At 40.5% G+C, this 18,600-nt stretch carries 12 protein-coding genes; 4 read left to right on the top strand and 8 right to left on the bottom strand.

The window, feature by feature from the left end:
* Window positions 1-4: 4 nt before the first annotated feature.
* Window positions 5-1,072 (top strand): response regulator transcription factor, encoded by a 1,068-nt coding sequence (locus N483_RS07795; RefSeq protein WP_036975787.1) that lies wholly within the window; start codon window positions 5-7, stop codon window positions 1,070-1,072.
* 136 nt (window positions 1,073-1,208) lie between these two features.
* On the opposite strand, the gene N483_RS07790 is transcribed toward N483_RS07795, so the two are convergent.
* Together N483_RS07790 and N483_RS07785 are read right to left on the bottom strand one after the other, a co-directional pair.
* Window positions 1,209-2,198, bottom strand: a complete 990-nt coding sequence (locus N483_RS07790; protein WP_231105430.1) for a CHASE3 domain-containing protein — start codon at window positions 2,196-2,198, stop codon at window positions 1,209-1,211.
* 246 nt (window positions 2,199-2,444) lie between these two features.
* Window positions 2,445-3,140, bottom strand: coding sequence for a response regulator transcription factor (locus N483_RS07785; RefSeq protein WP_023398839.1), 696 nt, complete (start codon window positions 3,138-3,140; stop codon window positions 2,445-2,447).
* Window positions 3,141-3,293: 153 nt separating this feature from the next.
* Here N483_RS07785 and N483_RS07780 point away from each other — a divergent pair, with 153 nt between their 5' ends.
* Together N483_RS07780 and N483_RS07775 are read left to right on the top strand one after the other, a co-directional pair.
* Window positions 3,294-4,388: a response regulator gene (locus tag N483_RS07780; protein WP_023398840.1), complete on the top strand. Its 1,095-nt coding sequence runs from the start codon at window positions 3,294-3,296 to the stop codon at window positions 4,386-4,388.
* A 201-nt stretch (window positions 4,389-4,589) separates the two neighbouring features.
* Window positions 4,590-7,958: a PAS domain S-box protein gene (locus N483_RS07775; protein ID WP_023398841.1), complete on the top strand. Its 3,369-nt coding sequence runs from the start codon at window positions 4,590-4,592 to the stop codon at window positions 7,956-7,958.
* A gap of 61 nt (window positions 7,959-8,019) precedes the next feature.
* Here N483_RS07775 and N483_RS07770 read toward each other — a convergent pair whose 3' ends face one another.
* The 6 genes from N483_RS07770 to N483_RS07745 form a co-directional block, all read right to left on the bottom strand.
* A complete protein-coding gene (locus N483_RS07770) occupies window positions 8,020-10,020 on the bottom strand; it encodes a S8 family serine peptidase (RefSeq protein WP_023398842.1) in 2,001 nt (666 codons plus the stop codon).
* 386 nt (window positions 10,021-10,406) lie between these two features.
* Complete coding sequence (locus N483_RS07765) at window positions 10,407-11,510, bottom strand: DUF1513 domain-containing protein (protein WP_023398843.1); 1,104 nt, start codon at window positions 11,508-11,510, stop codon at window positions 10,407-10,409.
* Window positions 11,497-12,876, bottom strand: coding sequence for an imelysin family protein (locus tag N483_RS07760; RefSeq protein ID WP_023398844.1), 1,380 nt, complete (start codon window positions 12,874-12,876; stop codon window positions 11,497-11,499). Before N483_RS07760 ends, N483_RS07765 begins: the two co-directional genes overlap by 14 nt.
* Window positions 12,877-12,896: 20 nt before the next feature.
* Entirely contained in the window at window positions 12,897-14,309 is a 1,413-nt protein-coding gene (locus N483_RS07755) for a di-heme oxidoredictase family protein (RefSeq protein WP_036975845.1), read from the bottom strand.
* Between the two features lie 11 nt (window positions 14,310-14,320).
* Window positions 14,321-16,102 carry a di-heme oxidoredictase family protein gene (locus N483_RS07750; protein WP_023398846.1) on the bottom strand — a complete coding sequence of 594 codons (1,782 nt, stop codon included), beginning with the start codon at window positions 16,100-16,102 and terminating at the stop codon, window positions 14,321-14,323.
* 80 nt (window positions 16,103-16,182) lie between these two features.
* On the bottom strand, window positions 16,183-17,667 hold the full coding sequence (locus N483_RS07745) for an imelysin family protein (protein WP_023398847.1): 1,485 nt from the start codon (window positions 17,665-17,667) through the stop codon (window positions 16,183-16,185).
* Between the two features lie 380 nt (window positions 17,668-18,047).
* On the opposite strand from N483_RS07745, the gene azu reads away from it, so the two are divergent.
* Window positions 18,048-18,497 (top strand): azurin, encoded by a 450-nt coding sequence (azu, locus tag N483_RS07740; RefSeq protein ID WP_023398848.1) that lies wholly within the window; start codon window positions 18,048-18,050, stop codon window positions 18,495-18,497.
* Window positions 18,498-18,600: the final 103 nt, after the last annotated feature.

The raw sequence follows: 18,600 nt of genomic DNA, 5'->3' as shown, positions 1-18,600 counted from the left end.
CTATATGAACAAAATACTCATCGTCGATGACGACGATTTTGCCCTCGAATACCAAGTAAATACTTTATCAAATTATTTTGATGTTGAGACAGTTGCCAGCGGTGAGCTTGCCTTGAGCTACTTAGAGAAACACCAACCTGATTTAATCGTAATGGACATACAAATGCCTGGCATAAGTGGCTACGAAGCAACTTACTTAATTCGTCAAGCAGGACACCAAATGCCCATTCTTTTTCTATCAAATTTATGCTCAATTGAGGAGAGGTTAAAAGCTTATGATTCTGGAGGCAATGACTTTATTGCAAAACCTGCAGAGCCTACCGAACTGATTAAAAAGATTAATACGCTTCTTTCGTATGCACAACAGTCTAGCAATGACGCGGAAGATATCGCGATTCAAGCGCTTTCTGACATAGCCTCCCTTGGAACAATCATTCAGTTTTATAAACAAACCCAGCAATGTAGAACATACAGTCAACTTGCCAGCGCCATTTTTGAAACAACTCGCTCTTTTGGGCTACGCACCTCGCTGGTTTTTAGAGTAAACCGAGAAGAGATTGTCTTTTTCGACAACAAAGTGTTTAACAATATCGACGTTAGCTTACTTAGTTCTCTTAAAAATGCCCAGCGCATCATGGAGTTCGGTAGCTGTCGAGCTGCGTTTAATTGGCAATATTGTAGTTTGTTGATAAAAAACATGCCACGCAATGACAGTCGCAGTGGCGTTATGAAAGACTATCTCGCTTATTTAATGGATGGAATTGAGAGTTGTATTTTAAGAATAAAGACGGAGATTAGCCTAGGTAATACCCTTGACACTTATAAAAACCAAAATGCCGTGATAAAAACCGGTATCGTCGAGATCATAGAACACCTTGAGACTGAGCTAAATCAGCTATTTGCGTCTTTTGAACTGGGCCATGAACTTTCCCAGCAAACAGAAACCCAGCTACTTTCTTTGATAACCAACGCTCAAAACAAAGCTGATACATTGATGGAGGCTGGCTATGGGATCGAATCAGACTTAGAAGAAATACTTGAGCAGTTTAACGAACCAAAACACCAACTTTGATATCTTGATTCAAATGAAATCTTAATTACCCATTAAGCGGTGATGGCGCATTGCGATGGGTATTTAACTCTGACAACTATTTCGATTCTGCATAACTTCTGGTGGGTAACGGGAAAAGCAGTTTTGCTTTTCTAACTCAATTGGAATTTTGGCGACTTGTTTTTAAGTAAATATCAAGGTCCTTCGTCAAGTCTAAGAGCTGGTTCACTAACCTAACCATACTTTCAATTTCTTGCTTGCTAATCGAACCCAAACCGTCAGTTTTATGCTTGTGCAGTGCTGCAAATAGGCTTTGTAACGAAGTTTTGATTGCATCATTGTATTCAGCTACTCCCCGAAGGTTTAGTCGCTGTTTTTCAACTGCCTCTTTTTCGCTTTTTTGAAGCGTCGAGATCACTGCTTCAGATTCTGAGCAACGACTTTTAATGCCGCGCGCCAACTCACTTACCTCTTCACAATTGTCTTGCTGAGCTATTTCAAACTTGGTTACCTCTGGATAGTGTTTTATATACGATACCAGCACACTTATCGGTTTAAGAACTTTATACCAAATTGAATAGATTAACCAAATTATCAAAATGGCATACACAAGCTCTAACATCACGATGGACGAAGAGAGTAATCTTTTCGCATCTTGATATTCTCTTGTGCGTTTACTAAGTAAGTTTCTTTCCTCTTGTTCAAAAGCAAACAGAACCAACTCTATCTCTTCCATTAGGTGTTTACCTAAGTCAGTTTTGACTAAATCAACGGCTTCTTGCTTCGTAGCATGCTGTAATAGCTCGATTGTTTGCTCTAGTTCTGAAAACTTTTTATTAAGAATGACATCGAGCTCAGCGAGCCGTTTTTGTTGTGTCGGATTGTCAGCCGTTTTGCGCATTAATACCTCAAAAGTGCTTAAGCTTAAATTTGTTCCCTTTCTAAACGGTTCTAGGTAATCCATATTTTGAGTGAGCAAAAACCCTCGCTGACCTGTTTCTGCATTTTTAACATGTACTTTGAGCTGGCTAATTAAATCGATGACTTCATACGTATGTATTAACCAATATTCATGTTCATTTTTATTTGCATGACTACTCACTATGATAGATAGGTTCACGCCTGCTGCGACAAGGCTAAAAATCATAAAAATCAAAAGAACACTTTTTAAACTATAACCCAAAGCTCTACCCACCTTTTATTAACTCAATAAATTGTAGACCGAATAAGATAGGATGTAACTGACTTCAATTTGACTTAAAACACTTTGTACAAACTAGTAAACTAAAACTTAAAATACAGTGACAACAAATAAGTTCTCCGTCCTATTTTTAAAAAGACTCTGATCACCCTAAAATTTATAGCTAGAGGATGAAGTTGAAACTCCCAACGGCTATATGCGTGCGTTAACAATGATTTTATATCCAACACCCACTTTTGTTTTTATTACTTGAGGTTTTCTTGGGTTAATTTCGATTTTTTTCCTTAGTCTGCAAATAATTGTATCGACAGCCCGGATAGATTCAGGGCCTTCACCTAGTCGAGTCGCATCTATTATCTCCTCTCGCGAATATGTGCGCGGCGCGTTTTTTGCCAGCAAAAACAGAACTGCTTGTTCATGGTATGTCAATTCAATCTCTGCACCGGAATGTTCCAATAACATTTGATTGTAGATATCTAGCTTTTTGTCAGCAAGATACAATATTCCTATTGTTTTGGGCTGCATTGAAGTTGCGTCAATTAAGAGGTTAATTCGTAACAACAACTCCTTAACCGTATACGGCTTTGCTAGATAGTCACTGGCACCGAACTCTAAACCAGCAATTCTATCTTCATCACTTCCCCGGCCAGATGAAATAATGATGGGTGTCGAAGTTTTATTGCTTTTCAATTTACGCAGTAAAACCAAACCATCTTCGTCTGGTAAACCTAAATCGAGTATCATTAGCGCGTAGCTTTTTTTTTGTAAAGCATCCCAGCAAGTTTTCGCACTGTTAACCACATCTACCTTAAATCCAGTTAGCTCCAAGTATGCACAAGTCACCTCGGCCAGTTGTTCATCATCTTCAATTAGGAGTAAAGAGTGCACTAAGTTTCCTCATTTGATCAATTTTGTGTACAGAGATATTTCAGAAACATGTTAGACAAAGTATAGACACATATGGACGCTATAACTGTTAATGGTACACACGCTTTCATGAGCAATGCGCTTTTACAATCATACTCCCACAGAGGTATCTCTATGAAACAGTTAGCAGGAAAAGTCATGATTGTAGAAGACGATTTAGAGTATTTAAATCTCTACAGGGAGGTATTAAACACCCACTTCGATGTTCATTTTTTTACATGTGCACGGGATGCGCTCGGGGCCGTGAACACATTAAACCCACAGGCAATTATACTCGACCTACATTTGCCAGATATTTCCGGAATAGAACTTTGTAATGAACTCAACCAACAAAAACGAGAATTAACGGACGTCGAGATAATATTTGTCTCGGGTGAAACTGACATAGCACAAAAGCTAAAAGCTTATGAACTAGGTGCCGCAGACTTTTTAGGCAAGCCCTTTGAAATAGAAGATCTCAAGCATAAAATCGCATCAAGCATTCAACGTCATATCACCAAGCAAAAGTTGCGTGAAGAACCTCTAAAAAACACCTACTCTCCCAATCATTACAATACACAAGCGCCACTATGCAACCAAATTATGCACTTTTACAACTATTTATCTGGTTGCACTAACCCGCAGAATATTGCCGATGCGTTTTTTTCATTAATGTCAAATTTTGGTTTACAGACATCAATTTGTTTCAGGCTACCCAATGTTAAATGCTTACGCGACGACCATATTCGCCCGACACCAATCGAAGAAGAAATCTTTGAGATACTTCGACATACAGGGCAAATACATGAATTCGCAAACAGAATGCTCGTAAACGAAGAGCAAGTTTCCTTTTTAATCAAAAATATAGAGTGCGAAAGCCTAAGCTTTAAGGAAATTAAACATTCCGTTTCAGACATAGCTCAAGCGATGAATGCAAAAATAATCGCGCTTTCTGCATTAGGGGAAAAAACACCAATATCGTGTGACCTTTCTAGAAACCTTGATGAGCTTTGTTTCAATATATCCGACTATCAAATCGATACAAATAGATTACTCACCATCATGACGTATAAAATCACCGAGCATTTACAGTCTTTAAACATCCCGAACGAAGAAAACCTCAGACTGAATGAATTAATACAAAACACCATTCAAGAGATTGACGCAGCAAGTGAAAATCTTTTAGTCACTACATCAAAGTTGTCAGAGCTATTGAAATATTCAAAGTAATTTCAAAGTGCCTCCTACTGGCATATGCTAAATAGATAAAGATTACTTCATGAGTTACGCACTTAATCCTTTCTACATAGCGCACATACTTCACACTTTTTGACTATACTTTCAATAACTTTATGCCGTTCACGCTACCAACAGAAACGGTGGTAGTCGGTTTAATACCCCACTTACTTTTAGCTGGTTTGAGACAATTTAATGAAGCTGAGAACATTAATTTTTTTGGTTATGCTGTCTTGCACGACGGTTCCTTTAATCATATTTCACCTGTTAAACATAACAAGCGAAAAACAGCTCCTACTTAACGAAACCATCGCAAAACTGCAAGATGTTGCAGACATTAACCACAAACGAATTACGAGTCTACTTGCGAACAAAAAAAACTCAGTCGCCCTAATAAAGAGTCGAACTCAACTTAGGCAATTATTAAAACGATCTGACCGCGATGCAGCTCAAAAAGATGTAGCACGAATAGATAAGATTATAAGTCACGCGATTTCTTCGAGTGAAAGCATCTATGGCATCGCCATTTACAATCACGGCAAAGAACTTATTTATACTTCGAGAGAAGGTTTGCGCTCTCTCATCAATGTAAGTGACTTAAAAAAAGATAGTTCACTTTATAACGTAAAAATACTGTTTTCAGATCAATTGCAATTGCTCCTTTTTATCGAGCCAATCGAATTGGATGGACAACTAATTGGCTATATTGAGGTTGCATTTAAAAATGATGAACTTAGATCCATTGTCAGTGACTACACAGGCTTAGGCAAAAGTGGAGAAATAGTTCTGGCTTCGCGCGATGAAAATGGAGATGCTTTCTTTCTTACTCCAACAAGAAACGATCCAACAGTTGCCCTCTCCCTCACAGTGCCTAAAAGCAACCTAGAAATCCCTATAACACACGCGATCAATGGTACTAATGACATATTTCCGGACTATGTCGATTATAGAGAGGTCCCCGTATTGGCCATTTCACATCACATCCCAGAAACTGATTGGGGTATGGTTGTAAAAATTGACAAAGCCGAGGCATTTAAACGGGTTGAAGAACTAAATTTGCAGTCAATAGAAGTTGTAATTGGCGCACTTTGCTTGGTTTCTTTGCTTTCTTTTATATTGATCAGTTGGATCACCAAACCCTTTTTGATAATTCACGAGGTTTTAGCAAAAGCAGTTAATGATAAGCACATTTCAATCACAGAGCACCATACAATCCATGAGATCCAGGAGGTCGTGCAGTCCCTTAACTTCATGCTTCAACAACGCAATCAAAATGAAGAAGCCCTGTATAACAGCATCAAGGAGCTCACCAAACTAAACCATCAACTAGACTCTGAAGCTGAGCGCTTTAAAAGGTGGAAAGAGTCAAACTTCATTGGCATTATTCATTCAGATGCAAAAGGGAATATCCTCGACGCTAACTCAACTCTGCTTGAAATGATTGGCTATACACAAGACGAATTAACTGATGGCAAAATAGATTGGAAGAACCTGACACCAGAAAAGTATCTGCCGCTCGATCTGCGTGCTGTAGAGGAAGCGAATGACAAAGGGTACTGGACCCCATTCGAAAAGGTTTATATCCACAAATCTGGTTTAGAAGTTCCGATATTAATTGGTGGATCTATTTTCAATAAAGACAGTCAAGAATTCATCGTATTTGTGGTCAGCCTAGCTGATAAATATAAGCAAATGAGAGAGCTCGAACAATACAAAGGAATTATTGAGAATTCGAGTGATATGTTCGCATTCCTTGATTTGACGTATACATTTAAGACAGTTAACCAAGCTTATTTAAAATTGCATGGAAAAAAACGTGAAGAAGTTGTTGGCCATACCGTCTCTGACATTTTAGGCAACACCCTTTTTAAAAAACTAAAGAGCAAAATCGACCATGCTATAAAAGGTAATTCAGTCACGTTTAAAGAAAGCTTGTTTGTTGGGACACCACAAGAGCGTACATTAAGAGTCTCCTATATTCCCTACCACTCAAGTGAAAAGGAAATTATCGGCTTTATTTTCAAAGGCGAAGACATTACCGAGCTCGAGTCCAAACAGAAATTGATTGAGCTAAAAGAAGCTGAGCAAAAGCGTATTATAGAGTCACTGCTAGAAGGTATATTTACCACCGACTCACATGGCACAATTCTTTCCTTTAATCCCGAAGCCGAAAATATATTCGGTTATCAAGAGGACGAAATTGTTGGGCACAATATTGATGAGTTAACCGATGGCATAGATCAGCATAGCGCAAAGCTAGCTAACTACATCAAGTCCGGAAAGTCTCAGATTATCAATAACCGTCTAGGAAGAGACGTAAAGGCAAAACACAAAACCGGTTATATTTTCCCTATTCGTATTTCAGTCGCAAGTATGCCGTTAACGGAACAAGGCGAACTGCATTTCATCGCTAACTTTCAAGACATGAGTGAGCATGAACAACAGGCAAAATTAATCAACCGTAGTTCAAAACTAGAGTCCCTAGGTAATATTGCAGGTGGCGTTGCGCATGATTTTAACAATATCCTAGGCATCATTTTGGGCTACACTAATCTTATTTCAGATCACGATAAAGACCCGTCTTCATGCGTCCAAGCTATTGAAAGAGCTTGCTATCGAGGGCAAAAGCTCACTGGCAATTTGCTTACTTTTGCAAAAAAGAAACCCAGTACGCCTGTATATACCGATCTCAATGAGCTAATAAAGAAAAATAAAAAATTACTCGAAGCTGCAATGACCTCGAAAATTAGACTCACATTGGAACTTAATCCCTTGATTAGCCGTGCTCATATTGAAGAGAACCTATTTGAAGACCTCCTATTAAACTTATCAATCAATGCCATGCACGCGATGCCTAATGGTGGAGAGTTTAAAATATCAACTCAGCAAGTCACGTTATCTGATGAACAAATGGCTGCTCTCGAACTTAAAACAGAAAAAACGATAAGAGTCAGCTTTCAAGACACAGGTGAAGGAATTTTGCCGGAAAATATTGATAAAGTGTTCGACCCTTTCTTTACAACCAAAAAAGAGACAGGAAATGGTTTAGGACTTTCACAGTGTTACGGGTTTGTAAAAGCTTCAAATGGCGCAATCGATGTTTCATCTGAAATAGGGATCGGTACAGTATTTACAGTTTATTTTCCGGCTGTGGTTGAGAAATCTACCAATGGAACTTTTACTCACCAAAAGCAGTTATTGTCCCTCCCTCAACAGATTAAAAATATACTCGTAGTAGACGATGAAGAAGATATTCGTTTTTTAATTCAATCTTTTTTAACAGGAACTAAGGTTAATGTCGTCGAAGCAAGCAATGCCGTTGATGGCCTATCAATACTAAAAGAGCAAAGCATTGATTTGGTGATCAGTGATGTCATCATGCCTAAAATTGACGGGCTTGAGTTTATTCAGGCTGCTTTGAAAAGCAATAAAGAGTTAAAATATATGTTTATATCAGGCTTTATAGGCAATGAAGATATAGAGCACTTAACAACAAATTGTATCCTTTATAAGCCTTTCAACAAGCAACAGCTTATTGAAAAAATTATCGGTATCTTCAGTTGAAAAACTAAAAAAGGCGACATTAAATGTCGCCTTGCACCTTTAATCTCAAGGTTTTAAGGAATTAGTTACACTTACCTAGGTCAGTCCACACTTTCCAGGCGTTACCAACGTTGGAGTTTTGTGCTGGGTTTGCACCACGGTTCCACCAGTTACTGCGGTACTTGCTACCATTGTAAGACACCTCTGTACCAGCTACGTAAACTTGACCGCTGTTCCACTCGGTCAGACCTACACAACCTGTGTTATCAACACCATCAGTCACAGTTACAGACTTAGTTACGCTGTGCGTTGCGCCTGCATCGTCTGTTACGGTCACAGAAACTTGGTATGTGCCAGCATTTGCGAATGCATGCGCAACTGTTGCACCCGTTGTATTGAATCCGCCAACATTCCAGTCATAACTGACTACTTGACCATCTGCATCGCGGCTTGAGCTTGCATCAAAGTCACAAGCTAGAGCTGAACAGCTAAAAGTAAAATCTGCAACAGGCGCTTGATTGTCTTGTACACCGCTACAACCATGTGTCGCGATATAGTCTGAAGCAGCTTTGGCTTGAACTAGACCATAGCCATATTCATCATCACGACCCGCTGTACCTAAATCAATCGCGGTTGCATTTAGTGCATTACGAATATCGACGTTTGTACAACTTGAGTGCTGAGACCACACTAGTGCGGCAACACCTGCAACATGTGGGCTTGCCATTGAAGTACCGCTCTTAAGACCGTAATCTAGTACCGCGTTCAGCTCAACTTTCACACTGCTACCAACTGATGATTTAAGTGCAGTACCTGCTTCTTGTGATAAGGAAAGCACAGGAATAGTTAGGCCATGGTTTGTATCACCAAGCGTACCACCAAATTCACCTGGCGAGTTATTGTAAATGATTGCAGCGACACCACCACCCGCTTGGCAATTAGCTGCCTTATCTTTGAACGATGCACCACCACGCTCAATTAAACAGATGCTTTGTGTAGCAGCACATGTTGTTAAGCCTTGGCCACAATCAACTAGATCAGCACTCACTGTGCCTTCAACTGAGTGCGTCATGCCGCCCGCTTTAACTTGATTACCACCCGTTGTAATAGCAGCAAGAATACCGGAACTTCTTGGCACAGTTGACAGTACATCAGTACCTGGCGCCGCGATTTCAACTTGCACATTATATTGAGAAGATGGGTTTTTAACTCGGTTTTCGTCAATATTCGCGACTGAAACAACCGTATCGTAACTTGCTGGATAACTCATGGTCGCATTACCATCATTACCGGCTGCGGCAATCAACAATACACCTTTGTCGTATGCTGCTTGCAGACGCTCTTGGAAATATTGACTTGGGCTACCACCACCCAAACTCATGTTGATGACTTTTGCGCCATTTTCTACACAGTTATCTACAGCGCGAGCGATACGAGATGTTAGACCTTGTTTACCGTCGTTATCAAATACTCGAACGTTGTGGATCCCTACTCTGTCGTTAGGAAGTACACCTACAACGCCTTTACCGTTTTTAAGTGCAACGATAGTACCAGCAACGTGTGTTCCGTGGCCGGAACCGTCTTGGTACCAAGTTAATCCACCTGGTAAATCAGTGAAACCTGTCGCATTTTGAGGTAAATCTGGGTGACCTAAATCATAACCAGAGTCAATAACACAGACTTTGAATAGATCAGCGTTTGTGTCTTGCAACAAGTTTGCTTGCACTTCAGCTAAACCGTAAGGCGATGCCTCACCAGCAAAGTCTTGAGTAAACGGCTTGTATTCAATGTCTTCTTCGATATAAGCATATTGACCAGACGCTTTAAGTTTTGCCACTTGCTCTGGTGTAAGCTCCATTGTCACAACCGTACCATTGGGATCAGCAGACAGTACTTCTGCTGTTGGTTCCGCGCTAAAGCTCTCTGCAATATTTGCTCTAGAAAAACGGCTCGTCTCAGGAGCAAAAATACTAAGATCACTCTGTTTTAGAATGTACTGTTTTGTCTCTTGAGCTTGAGCAACCGTTGCAGAAAGCGCAGCAACTGCGAATGCGACCGATGTTAACTTAAATGTTTTTTTCATGTTGATTCCTAATTATTATTCTTATCCGCATCCGATGCGGTGGTGTCCTGTTTAATATTTAACTATGTACCTTGTTTAAAAACAAACTACACAAACAAAAATACAATTACAACCTTTTATTTACACTTTTTAATTTTTTTGTCATTAAATACAAAAAAGCAATAAAAAAGTCTTTAATCAATGCTCTGCAAGCAAGAAAGAGAAAGGGTTAATACGAATTGCTTTTCTATTACACTTAAATACAAACTGGCAACATTTTGAAAAATAACACTGGAATTGAAAATTATTTAGCCACAAGGTATGTGGCCAAAGAAAAAAGTTAAACAAAAAATGAAAAAAGCACTAATTTTCTCAGTAAATTACCTGAGTATAATTTACTCCTCAATTTAACCGACCATGTGATTGTCCCAACGTAGGCCTGAGTTTGAATTGAGTACATTAGAACCCTGCACTATTTCACCTCTACCTGTAGATATCATAAAACCTGATTCGGAAGCGCAAATACCTGCACAGTCTCTGACACTAACAACCTTTTTAAGTGAAAGAGTCTCTAAATCCCAAAAGCTTGTGATATTGCCTTTGGGAGAGGTCACACCAAGCGTTTTTCGTTTTTCATCTACAGCCAAACTTGCAGTGTATTGTTTGAAGCTAAGCCAAGTCGCTTGTGGTGCTTTAAGCGGCTCAAGCTTTGAGTTCATTTTGTGCTTATAAATTAAAGGTTTAATAATGTAATCTGGACCCTGAAATTGACAACCAACGTATATATTATCTTGCTGGTCGACACACAAATGCCGAGTACTCAGCTGATGATGAGGCGGCGCAACAGAATCAATAATGTGCCCTTTTTTCAAATCCAAATAAGATAGATTGGGCTTCATATCATTGAGATTCAATTTTGTTCTTGGTGAGCTTGGGTGAGTATGGATCCCACCGTTTGCAATGACTAATATATTTGGGTCAGACAAACTTTGAAGTTGATGAGGACCAACACCGCCACTGGGGAGAAATGTCTCTACTTTCCAGTTTGCGGTGTTTCTCACTGCAATAACACCTTCATTCGGATTCTGTGCATCATCAAATTTATTCTCTGTTGTGAACAACCAGTTTCCATCTTTGCTCAAAATGCCATGACCATAAAAATGATGTGCTTTCGAAGCCTCAATACTTCTGACAACCCTTTGCTCATGCAATTTGATAATATGGAAATAGCGCCCCGGTCTACGCGAAAACGCTAACAGCACTTGTTTATCAGGAAAAAAATGCAAATCGTGCGCTCTTTGTGGCAAAGCTACTTTTCCACGCAGTACTCCGTTGTTATCAAACCAACCAACAAAGTGCTCTCCGGATGATAAGGTAAATGCACTAGCAAACACCCTATTTGATTGGATTAAACAACCAGAAATTAACGAACCAGCGGGTAATAAAGCACTCAGTGCGAGCACGTTTTTACAAAACTCTCTTCTCGGCTTACCGTTTTTAATCGCCGTCATTAGTGTTGAACCCCGGCTGTATATCTGTTACCTGAACAAAGTCTGTACTCATGACGGTTCGCAAAGCAGTGATGGCTACGCCTAACTCATTAATTTTTTCGCGACCTTCTGACTGTTGAATTAAGTCTGCTAATTTATTCCCTTCCATCGTTTTCAATATGGCAAAGATTACTTCGAAGCGCTCATTGATATCATCCTTTAAATCTTCTCTATTGTTAACGGCTACCAGATAGTCATCAAAGCCAAACTCATCACCAGCATCGTATAACGCTTTCAAAGATGTAATATTCGACTCAATACTTTGTAAACTCACCTGTGCCCAATGGCTTTCCAGCTCTTCCGGTTTGCCCGGCACATCAAGGCCTAATGGTTTCTTTAGTTTGTCATCTGCTATCACCTCTAAATACTCAAACCAGTATTTAAAAAGTGTTTCAAGCGCACTTTTACTGCTTTCAAATTCACCATTGCCTGCCTTGAATTGCTGTGAAAATTCGCTTACCCATTGAGAATTAACCGAAGTCATTAAATTATTCACGTTGCTCGCAATGGCTTTCAGATAGTTGCATCGCTCGGCTTTGTCAGCTGCTGTTAAGATATTCGTATCTGTTTCTTGATTGAATACTAAATACTCGAAAGCAGGCAAACCTTGTCTTTGATGAGTAGAATCATTGAACCCCTGTGAAAAGTCGTAACTGGTTTCAATTGTGCTTTCGACAGAGCTGACAATTCTACTTGGTAAAAATGGCCAAAGTTGGATCCTAGAATACGTAAAATTGTCAGCAAGAGGGCCAAATTTAGTTGCACGGATCATCTGCCATTGACTATTTACTTGCTTCCATGAGTCTTGAAGCTGACTCAAATCACTTTGTTGAGGCTCACTAATATTACAGTATGTATTTGTTGCACTGGCCAAAGATTGAGTCGAATCTAAAAAAGACTGATACATAGGCGTGATTACAGAGTCACTAACCGCACCTAATACCTTGCTCTGTCCTTCAGCAACCGGCATTTCACCAGGAGCTAGTGTACCGCCATCTGATGCACCGCCATCTGATGTGCCGCCATCTGATGTACCACCATCTGATGTACCGCCATCTGATGTACCGCCGTCTGATGTACCGCCGTCTGATGTACCGCCACCTAATGTACCGCCACCTAATGTACCGCCATCTGATGTACCGCCACCTGATGTACCGCCACCTGATGTGCCGCCATCTGATGTGCCGCCGTCTGATGTGCCATTGTCAGCCCCGGCGTTATTGGTAGGGGTTGCACTATCGCCGCCCGAGCCTCCGCACCCTGAGAGCAAGGGCAAAGACAACGAACTTACTATCGATAATATCAATAAGTCACTTTTAATAGTCATTGTTTTATCCTAATGAAATTTTAAATTTGTTTTAGAAAATAAATTAGAGATTCACGCTCTTGCAGTGAAAGTGCTTTAAAGGCTTGCTGCTGTTTCTTGGCCTCGCCACTATGCCATAGCACAGCTTCTTCAATGGTTTTTGCCCTGCCATCATGAAGGTAGCCTTCAAACCCTTGAATTCGTTTCTGTAGGCCAATTCCCCACAAAGGCGGCGTACGCCATTCACTTCCGTTCGCTTGGTTTTCCGTTCCTCGGTCAGCTAACCCTTCTCCCATGTCATGCAGTGCTAAATTGGTATATGGCCAGATTTTTTGATTCGCTAACTTATCGACAGGATAATCTGATGAGGTCGTGTAGCTAGGCGTGTGGCAGCCATTACAATTTAGCTGGTAAAAGTGCTTTCGCCCCTGCTGAGCCTTTTTTGATTTCAACTTTCTTGCAGGTGGGACTGTCACTGTTTGACTCATGTATAACGTTGGTTCAAAGAGTTTTTTAGGAATATCTAATATGGATGCGGGTTCTATACTAGCGGCCTGATTACAACCGGTTTGATGTGATAAACAATTCTCAGACTTAAAAACTGGATTGGTAATTCCAATATCATTTAAAAACGCACCGGCAACTTGCTGCTCTAATGTTGGGTGAAGACCTTTAAAACCAAAACGTCCAATTGCCAACTCGCCTGTTTTAACATTTTCAACTCGATTATATTTGGCGCTGATCCCGTCTTTGTTTTTATCGTGCGTATCTTCTTGTGCAAGTAAATCCTCTTCATTAATAGCATCCAATAAGCCCATTCCGTAAATTGCAGGTGCATATCGAGCAGAAATAAAGCTATCTTTGTCAATTTTTCCGTACCCCAAGTCTATTAGTTCATACCTTGGTTTTCTTAGTGTGTAAGGGGTTCCATCGTCGTACTTACCTTCAATTAAGTCATAATGAACTATCACCTGACCTTCCGCTATTGTCGGCGTTTTAATTCTACTGTGGCTTAATCTAACTGAAAACGGCTGTAGCTGCCCCCCGTAACGGCTGTCCACATTGCCATCATCTTTTAGAAAGCGAAATAGTAGCGACATTTTCGCAATTTCACCCGATTCACCTAACTTTCCTCGCCCGCCACTGTTGTGGCAAGCTTTACATGATCTCGCATTGTAAAGGGGGCCTAAACCATCACGGTCTCTGGTGATTGAAGGTGCAGCTACCCATGGATCGCGAAAAAATGAAAAGCCATCCCAAAAATCAAACAAAATCATACCGTCTTCATTTGCTATCGGTTCAATAAAGCTTCTTCTTGGTACTCTACGAGCGGTAGATTCACCGGCAGGTTTCATTTCTTGCTGAGAAAACGCAGGTGGTTGATATACTGAACTTTGTACAAAAACTACAAGTAGTGAAATGGTTGCTATGAAAATCAGCGTTGAAAATATCATTCTCACCATCATTACAACGACTCTAGAAATTTTATTAAAGCTTGCCTATCTGACTTGGTCATATTTACGAAGTTTTGCTGTGCCTGTTGGGCCTCCCCGCCATGCCAAAGTATCGCTTCACTGATTGTCCGTGCCCGCCCGTCGTGTAAAAAAGTTGCTCTAGGATTAACCGTTTGAACCAGTCCAAGCCCCCAAAGAGCTGGTGTTTTCCATTCGCTTCCCGATGCTTCGCCTTCCGGCCTTCCATCAGCTAGCCCTTCGCAGCGCTGGACATATAGGCATGAATTTGAAGTGAGATCATCGCACGCTTCACCGCTTTGTAATTCTCGTTTCATTTCACACTGCCCACCCATATCATGAAGCAATAAATCTGTGTATGGATAGATAACTAGATTTTCCAGTGCTGTAATATTGGTACGCGTATCACTCAAACCAAGAATGTCCACGTCGCCCAAAATACTGCCTTGTGCTTCACCAGTCTTATGTCTTGGGACGTGACAACTGTGGCAATTAGCTGAAAAAAACATGGCTCGCCCCTTTAAAACATCAGCACTCCATGTGTTATTGTCAGCATCAAAACCGCGGCGAACAGGTACAGCTAAGGTTCGGTTATAGAATTCTACTAACGCTAAGTCCAAGTTACCGAGATCAACCCCCTGATGATGCTGCTTTTGCTCTTTTTCAGCTTGTGTGAGACATGCAACTTGTTGATTCGTACATACTTCTTCGGGAACAAGTGAATTTGTCACTCCCATATCGCCTCTGTAAGCGCCCGAAGCTTGCTGCAACACTGAACCGGTAACCGCTTTATATCCAAATCTAGCCAGTAATTTTTCTCCAGTTGTAGGGTGCTCTGTAAAGGCCGCACGCCCTGAAATACCATCCTTATTCTCGTCGTTTTCATCTGCGTAAGCTAAAATTGCAGACTCAGGTATGCTTTCTATTAGGCCAGAGCCAAAAACATGAGGCGTTACTCTCGCAGAGAACTGAACACCTTCCATAAACGGGCCGTATGACAAATCTCTGGCTTTATTTATTGGTTTTCTCAATTCATAAGCTTCTCCATCTGAAAACGTTCCGCTTATCAACTCGTATTCAACCCAAGTATGTGCTTCACCGTATGCTAGCGCATCATCAATCGCGCCATTAAATTTGGCTTTGGCACTGCTTGATAATCCATCAATTGTGCCAAAAACTTGAATTTGGTCACCGTAGATTGGGTCCAAATTCCCTTGGCTATCACCTATTCGAAAAAACATGCTTAACATTGAGTCTTCGGTACTTTGTGGCAATTCACCTCTGCCATCTCTAATGTGACATCCCTGACAGCTTTCATTGTTAAATAGTGGGCCCTGTCCTTCGTGATTCTTTCTAAATATGTGGTCACCTGCTTTAAAATTACTATCTAACGAAAAATTAGCCTCTATGGACGGAATCGCTTCACCAAAAGCATCTTCATTTAATGTAAAAGATGTCGCAGCTCCAGCAGACAAATGTTCACTTTTGTCAGGCGTATCTGTTAACAAGGGTTCAAGGCCATCTTTGGGATCTACATCGAATGCTAAATTTGAAGGTGATTGATCATCAGTGTTATCTGGATCTTCATTTCCATCATCTGGTTCTGGTTCATTATTATTTCCATCGTCAGGCTGCGGTGGCGTAACATTGCCGTCTGTAGGCTGTTGCGGACTTGGTTGGTTCTGTGATGCTCCGTCTGAGCCACCGCCACAGCCTACCAACACACTGTTTGAAAAAAGTAAAACCAAAATCAATTTTGTAATTTTGTAATTCATGATTCAATGCCCCTACTTCGAATCATTAGAGTAAACGTCAAAAGCCGACAATAAATCGGCTTTGTGATGTGACTAACTAATTAAAACTCTTCTTCAGTGTCACCAGTTAGCGACTCAGTTTGTAAACCAAGCGTATCGATGACTTTCTGAACAATTGCAGTTTGATCTTTAAGAGCTGTCATTGCAGCACGAACTTCCAATTGATTCTTTGTGGTCTGGATTTGTACATCAAACGGTAAGTTATTGTTCTTCGCGTTGTCATCGATTACTCGTACAGCGGCCATTGTCGCATCGATAGCAGTTTGTAATTCGCCTGCTAGTTCTTTGTGGCCTGCAGACATTAGCAAGTCATGAATACCCGCTCCTTTCAACACTTCACCATCTGTTCTGGTATAAGTGCCTAAATAGTGGTTTTCTATACCCAATGCATTCAACAAAATATCTCTATGCGTATTGTCTGAAAAACACGAGTGTTCGTCCTCTTGGCTATCAGTTCTAACAGCCACACTCATACGCTCTCCAGCTAGCTCGCCATGGCCTAATCGACCCATACTTTCAAGCATGGCAGCCAAATTTGCCTCTGCATTTTCTTCTTTCGTGTAATTTATGTAGTGGAAACCAGAGCCTGGAGTCCAAGCATCTACAACACCTTGCAAGTCATCAACAAGTAGCTCTGCTGCCGCTTTTAAATACATCCCCCTTCTTGAGCAAATGGTATCTCCAGAAACATTTGTTCCCGACGTACAAGTATCCACTGTATTGATGGTTTGAGTATTTGCGGTTGTATAATAATCAGTAACTGGGCGGTGGCCCGCTGTAAAATCTCGCGCTTGTGTGTACGAACCATCTTGATTTAGGTCTTGGCCCCACAATAAAAACTCAATTGCATGATAACCAGAAGACACATTTGCCTCTTCGTCATTCACTTCAAATTGATTCTTAATTAGCTCTGCGGTTATATCAGGGAAGCTGGTAGCATCGGCGATAATATTACCCCCAGTCGAATAGATAACATCGTCACCTCTAGCCTGCAATCCGTCCATATCTATGGTGTAATCAATCATAGCTTCAGCCAAAGGCCAAGCATTGATAGCTCCCTCTGGGCCTTCTTCTTTCACTAGTACTGGCTGCCCAGCATCATTGGTAGTCAAATCATCAATTGGGCCGTCTCTAAAACGATACACTTCAGATTGACCATAAGGTTCACGGGCATCTAACCAAGCTTGTTTTGCAGCAGTGAAGTTTTCATCAGTTGGTAGCGCAACAAATGCATCGATTTTTTCTTTTAGTGTTTTGGCTGTTTGCAATGAATCACTATAAACCGCATAAGCATGCTGAGCATTGGTTTGCACGACATCTTTCGCAACAGCGTATCTCACAACACCATCTAGGCCTTGAACACCCTGCTCACCTTGAACGCCCTGCTCACCTTGAACGCCTTGCTCGCCTTGAACGCCCTGCTCACCTTGAGCACCTTGTTCTCCATTATTACCGTCATCACCGTTACATCCCGCAAGTACCGCTGCACAAACAAGTGTTAGCGTAAAATGTTTAAAAGTTTTCACAATTTCCCCAAATTATCTATTTTTCATAGTTCACATGATTAAGGATGAAAAATTCCATCGCGAAAATACTAACCAACACAGTTAATGAGATCAATTATTATTTTTATTTATATTCAACTTGCTCAATGGTTGAAATTAATGAATCAGTATTAGTAATAAAGGGTTACAGATCGGGGGAAAGAAACATAGAATTAAACAAACATCATAAACTATTACGGTTTGCACAATAAAAGTAAACTACAGAAATGGATTAACACAAAGTTCTGTGATCTAGATCACTTTATAATTTACAAATATTACCGTTTTTAGGTATCTAACAATTTACTAATAGAACGATTTGCTCGATAATGCGAATAATTTCCATTTAAGGAGTAACATCAATGAAGGTTATAAACAAAGTAGCAGTTGCCGCACTGTGCATTTCAGCATTTCAAGCTTCAGCAAATGACTGTGAATTAGCCATAGAATCCAATGACATGATGCAGTTTTCTGAAAAAGCTTTGTCTGTTCCAAGTAAATGTGAAGAAGTAAAACTCACACTCGTTCATACGGGTAAGTTACCTGCTGCCGCTATGGGTCACAATTGGGTTTTAACCGAGAAAAAAAACGTAAAAGCCGTCGCTTCTGATGGTATGCGAGCTGGCGTAAAAAATAGCTATGTAAAGCCAAATGATCCTCGAGTATTTGCTTTTACCAAAGTGATCGGTGGTGGAGAGTCTACATCAATCACTTTTTCGACTAAAAATATGAGCAAAGATTTGGAATATAACTTTTTCTGTTCTTTCCCAGGTCATTTTGCAATTATGAAAGGTTCATTCAAAATCGTATAATCTGACAACACTGTTGCCAGTGTGACCCACGTTGCGCTGGCTTTAATTGCCTTTTTACTTGCCTCCTCCCCTTCAAATCAGCCAGATGTTTCTTTTGTGTAAA

It is taken from the genome of Pseudoalteromonas luteoviolacea NCIMB 1944, assembly GCF_001625565.1.
In the GTDB taxonomy this organism is placed as follows: domain Bacteria; phylum Pseudomonadota; class Gammaproteobacteria; order Enterobacterales; family Alteromonadaceae; genus Pseudoalteromonas; species Pseudoalteromonas luteoviolacea_F.
The sequence above is the reverse complement of the archived record's forward strand: the minus strand, read 5'-3'. Positions and strand labels throughout refer to the sequence as shown.

Excerpts from the sequence above, each read along its gene's own strand:
- N483_RS07790 (WP_231105430.1), bottom strand. The coding sequence starts at position 2,198 with ATGATTTTTAGCCTTGTCGCAGCAGGCGTGAACCTATCTATCATAGTG.
- azu (WP_023398848.1), top strand. The coding sequence starts at position 18,048 with ATGAAGGTTATAAACAAAGTAGCAGTTGCCGCACTGTGCATTTCAGCA.
- N483_RS07755 (WP_036975845.1), bottom strand. The coding sequence starts at position 14,309 with ATGATATTTTCAACGCTGATTTTCATAGCAACCATTTCACTACTTGTA.
- N483_RS07795 (WP_036975787.1), top strand. The coding sequence starts at position 5 with ATGAACAAAATACTCATCGTCGATGACGACGATTTTGCCCTCGAATAC.
- N483_RS07760 (WP_023398844.1), bottom strand. The coding sequence starts at position 12,876 with ATGACTATTAAAAGTGACTTATTGATATTATCGATAGTAAGTTCGTTG.
- N483_RS07750 (WP_023398846.1), bottom strand. The coding sequence starts at position 16,102 with ATGAATTACAAAATTACAAAATTGATTTTGGTTTTACTTTTTTCAAAC.
- N483_RS07775 (WP_023398841.1), top strand. The coding sequence starts at position 4,590 with ATGAAGCTGAGAACATTAATTTTTTTGGTTATGCTGTCTTGCACGACG.
- N483_RS07770 (WP_023398842.1), bottom strand. The coding sequence starts at position 10,020 with ATGAAAAAAACATTTAAGTTAACATCGGTCGCATTCGCAGTTGCTGCG.
- N483_RS07780 (WP_023398840.1), top strand. The coding sequence starts at position 3,294 with ATGAAACAGTTAGCAGGAAAAGTCATGATTGTAGAAGACGATTTAGAG.
- N483_RS07765 (WP_023398843.1), bottom strand. The coding sequence starts at position 11,510 with ATGACGGCGATTAAAAACGGTAAGCCGAGAAGAGAGTTTTGTAAAAAC.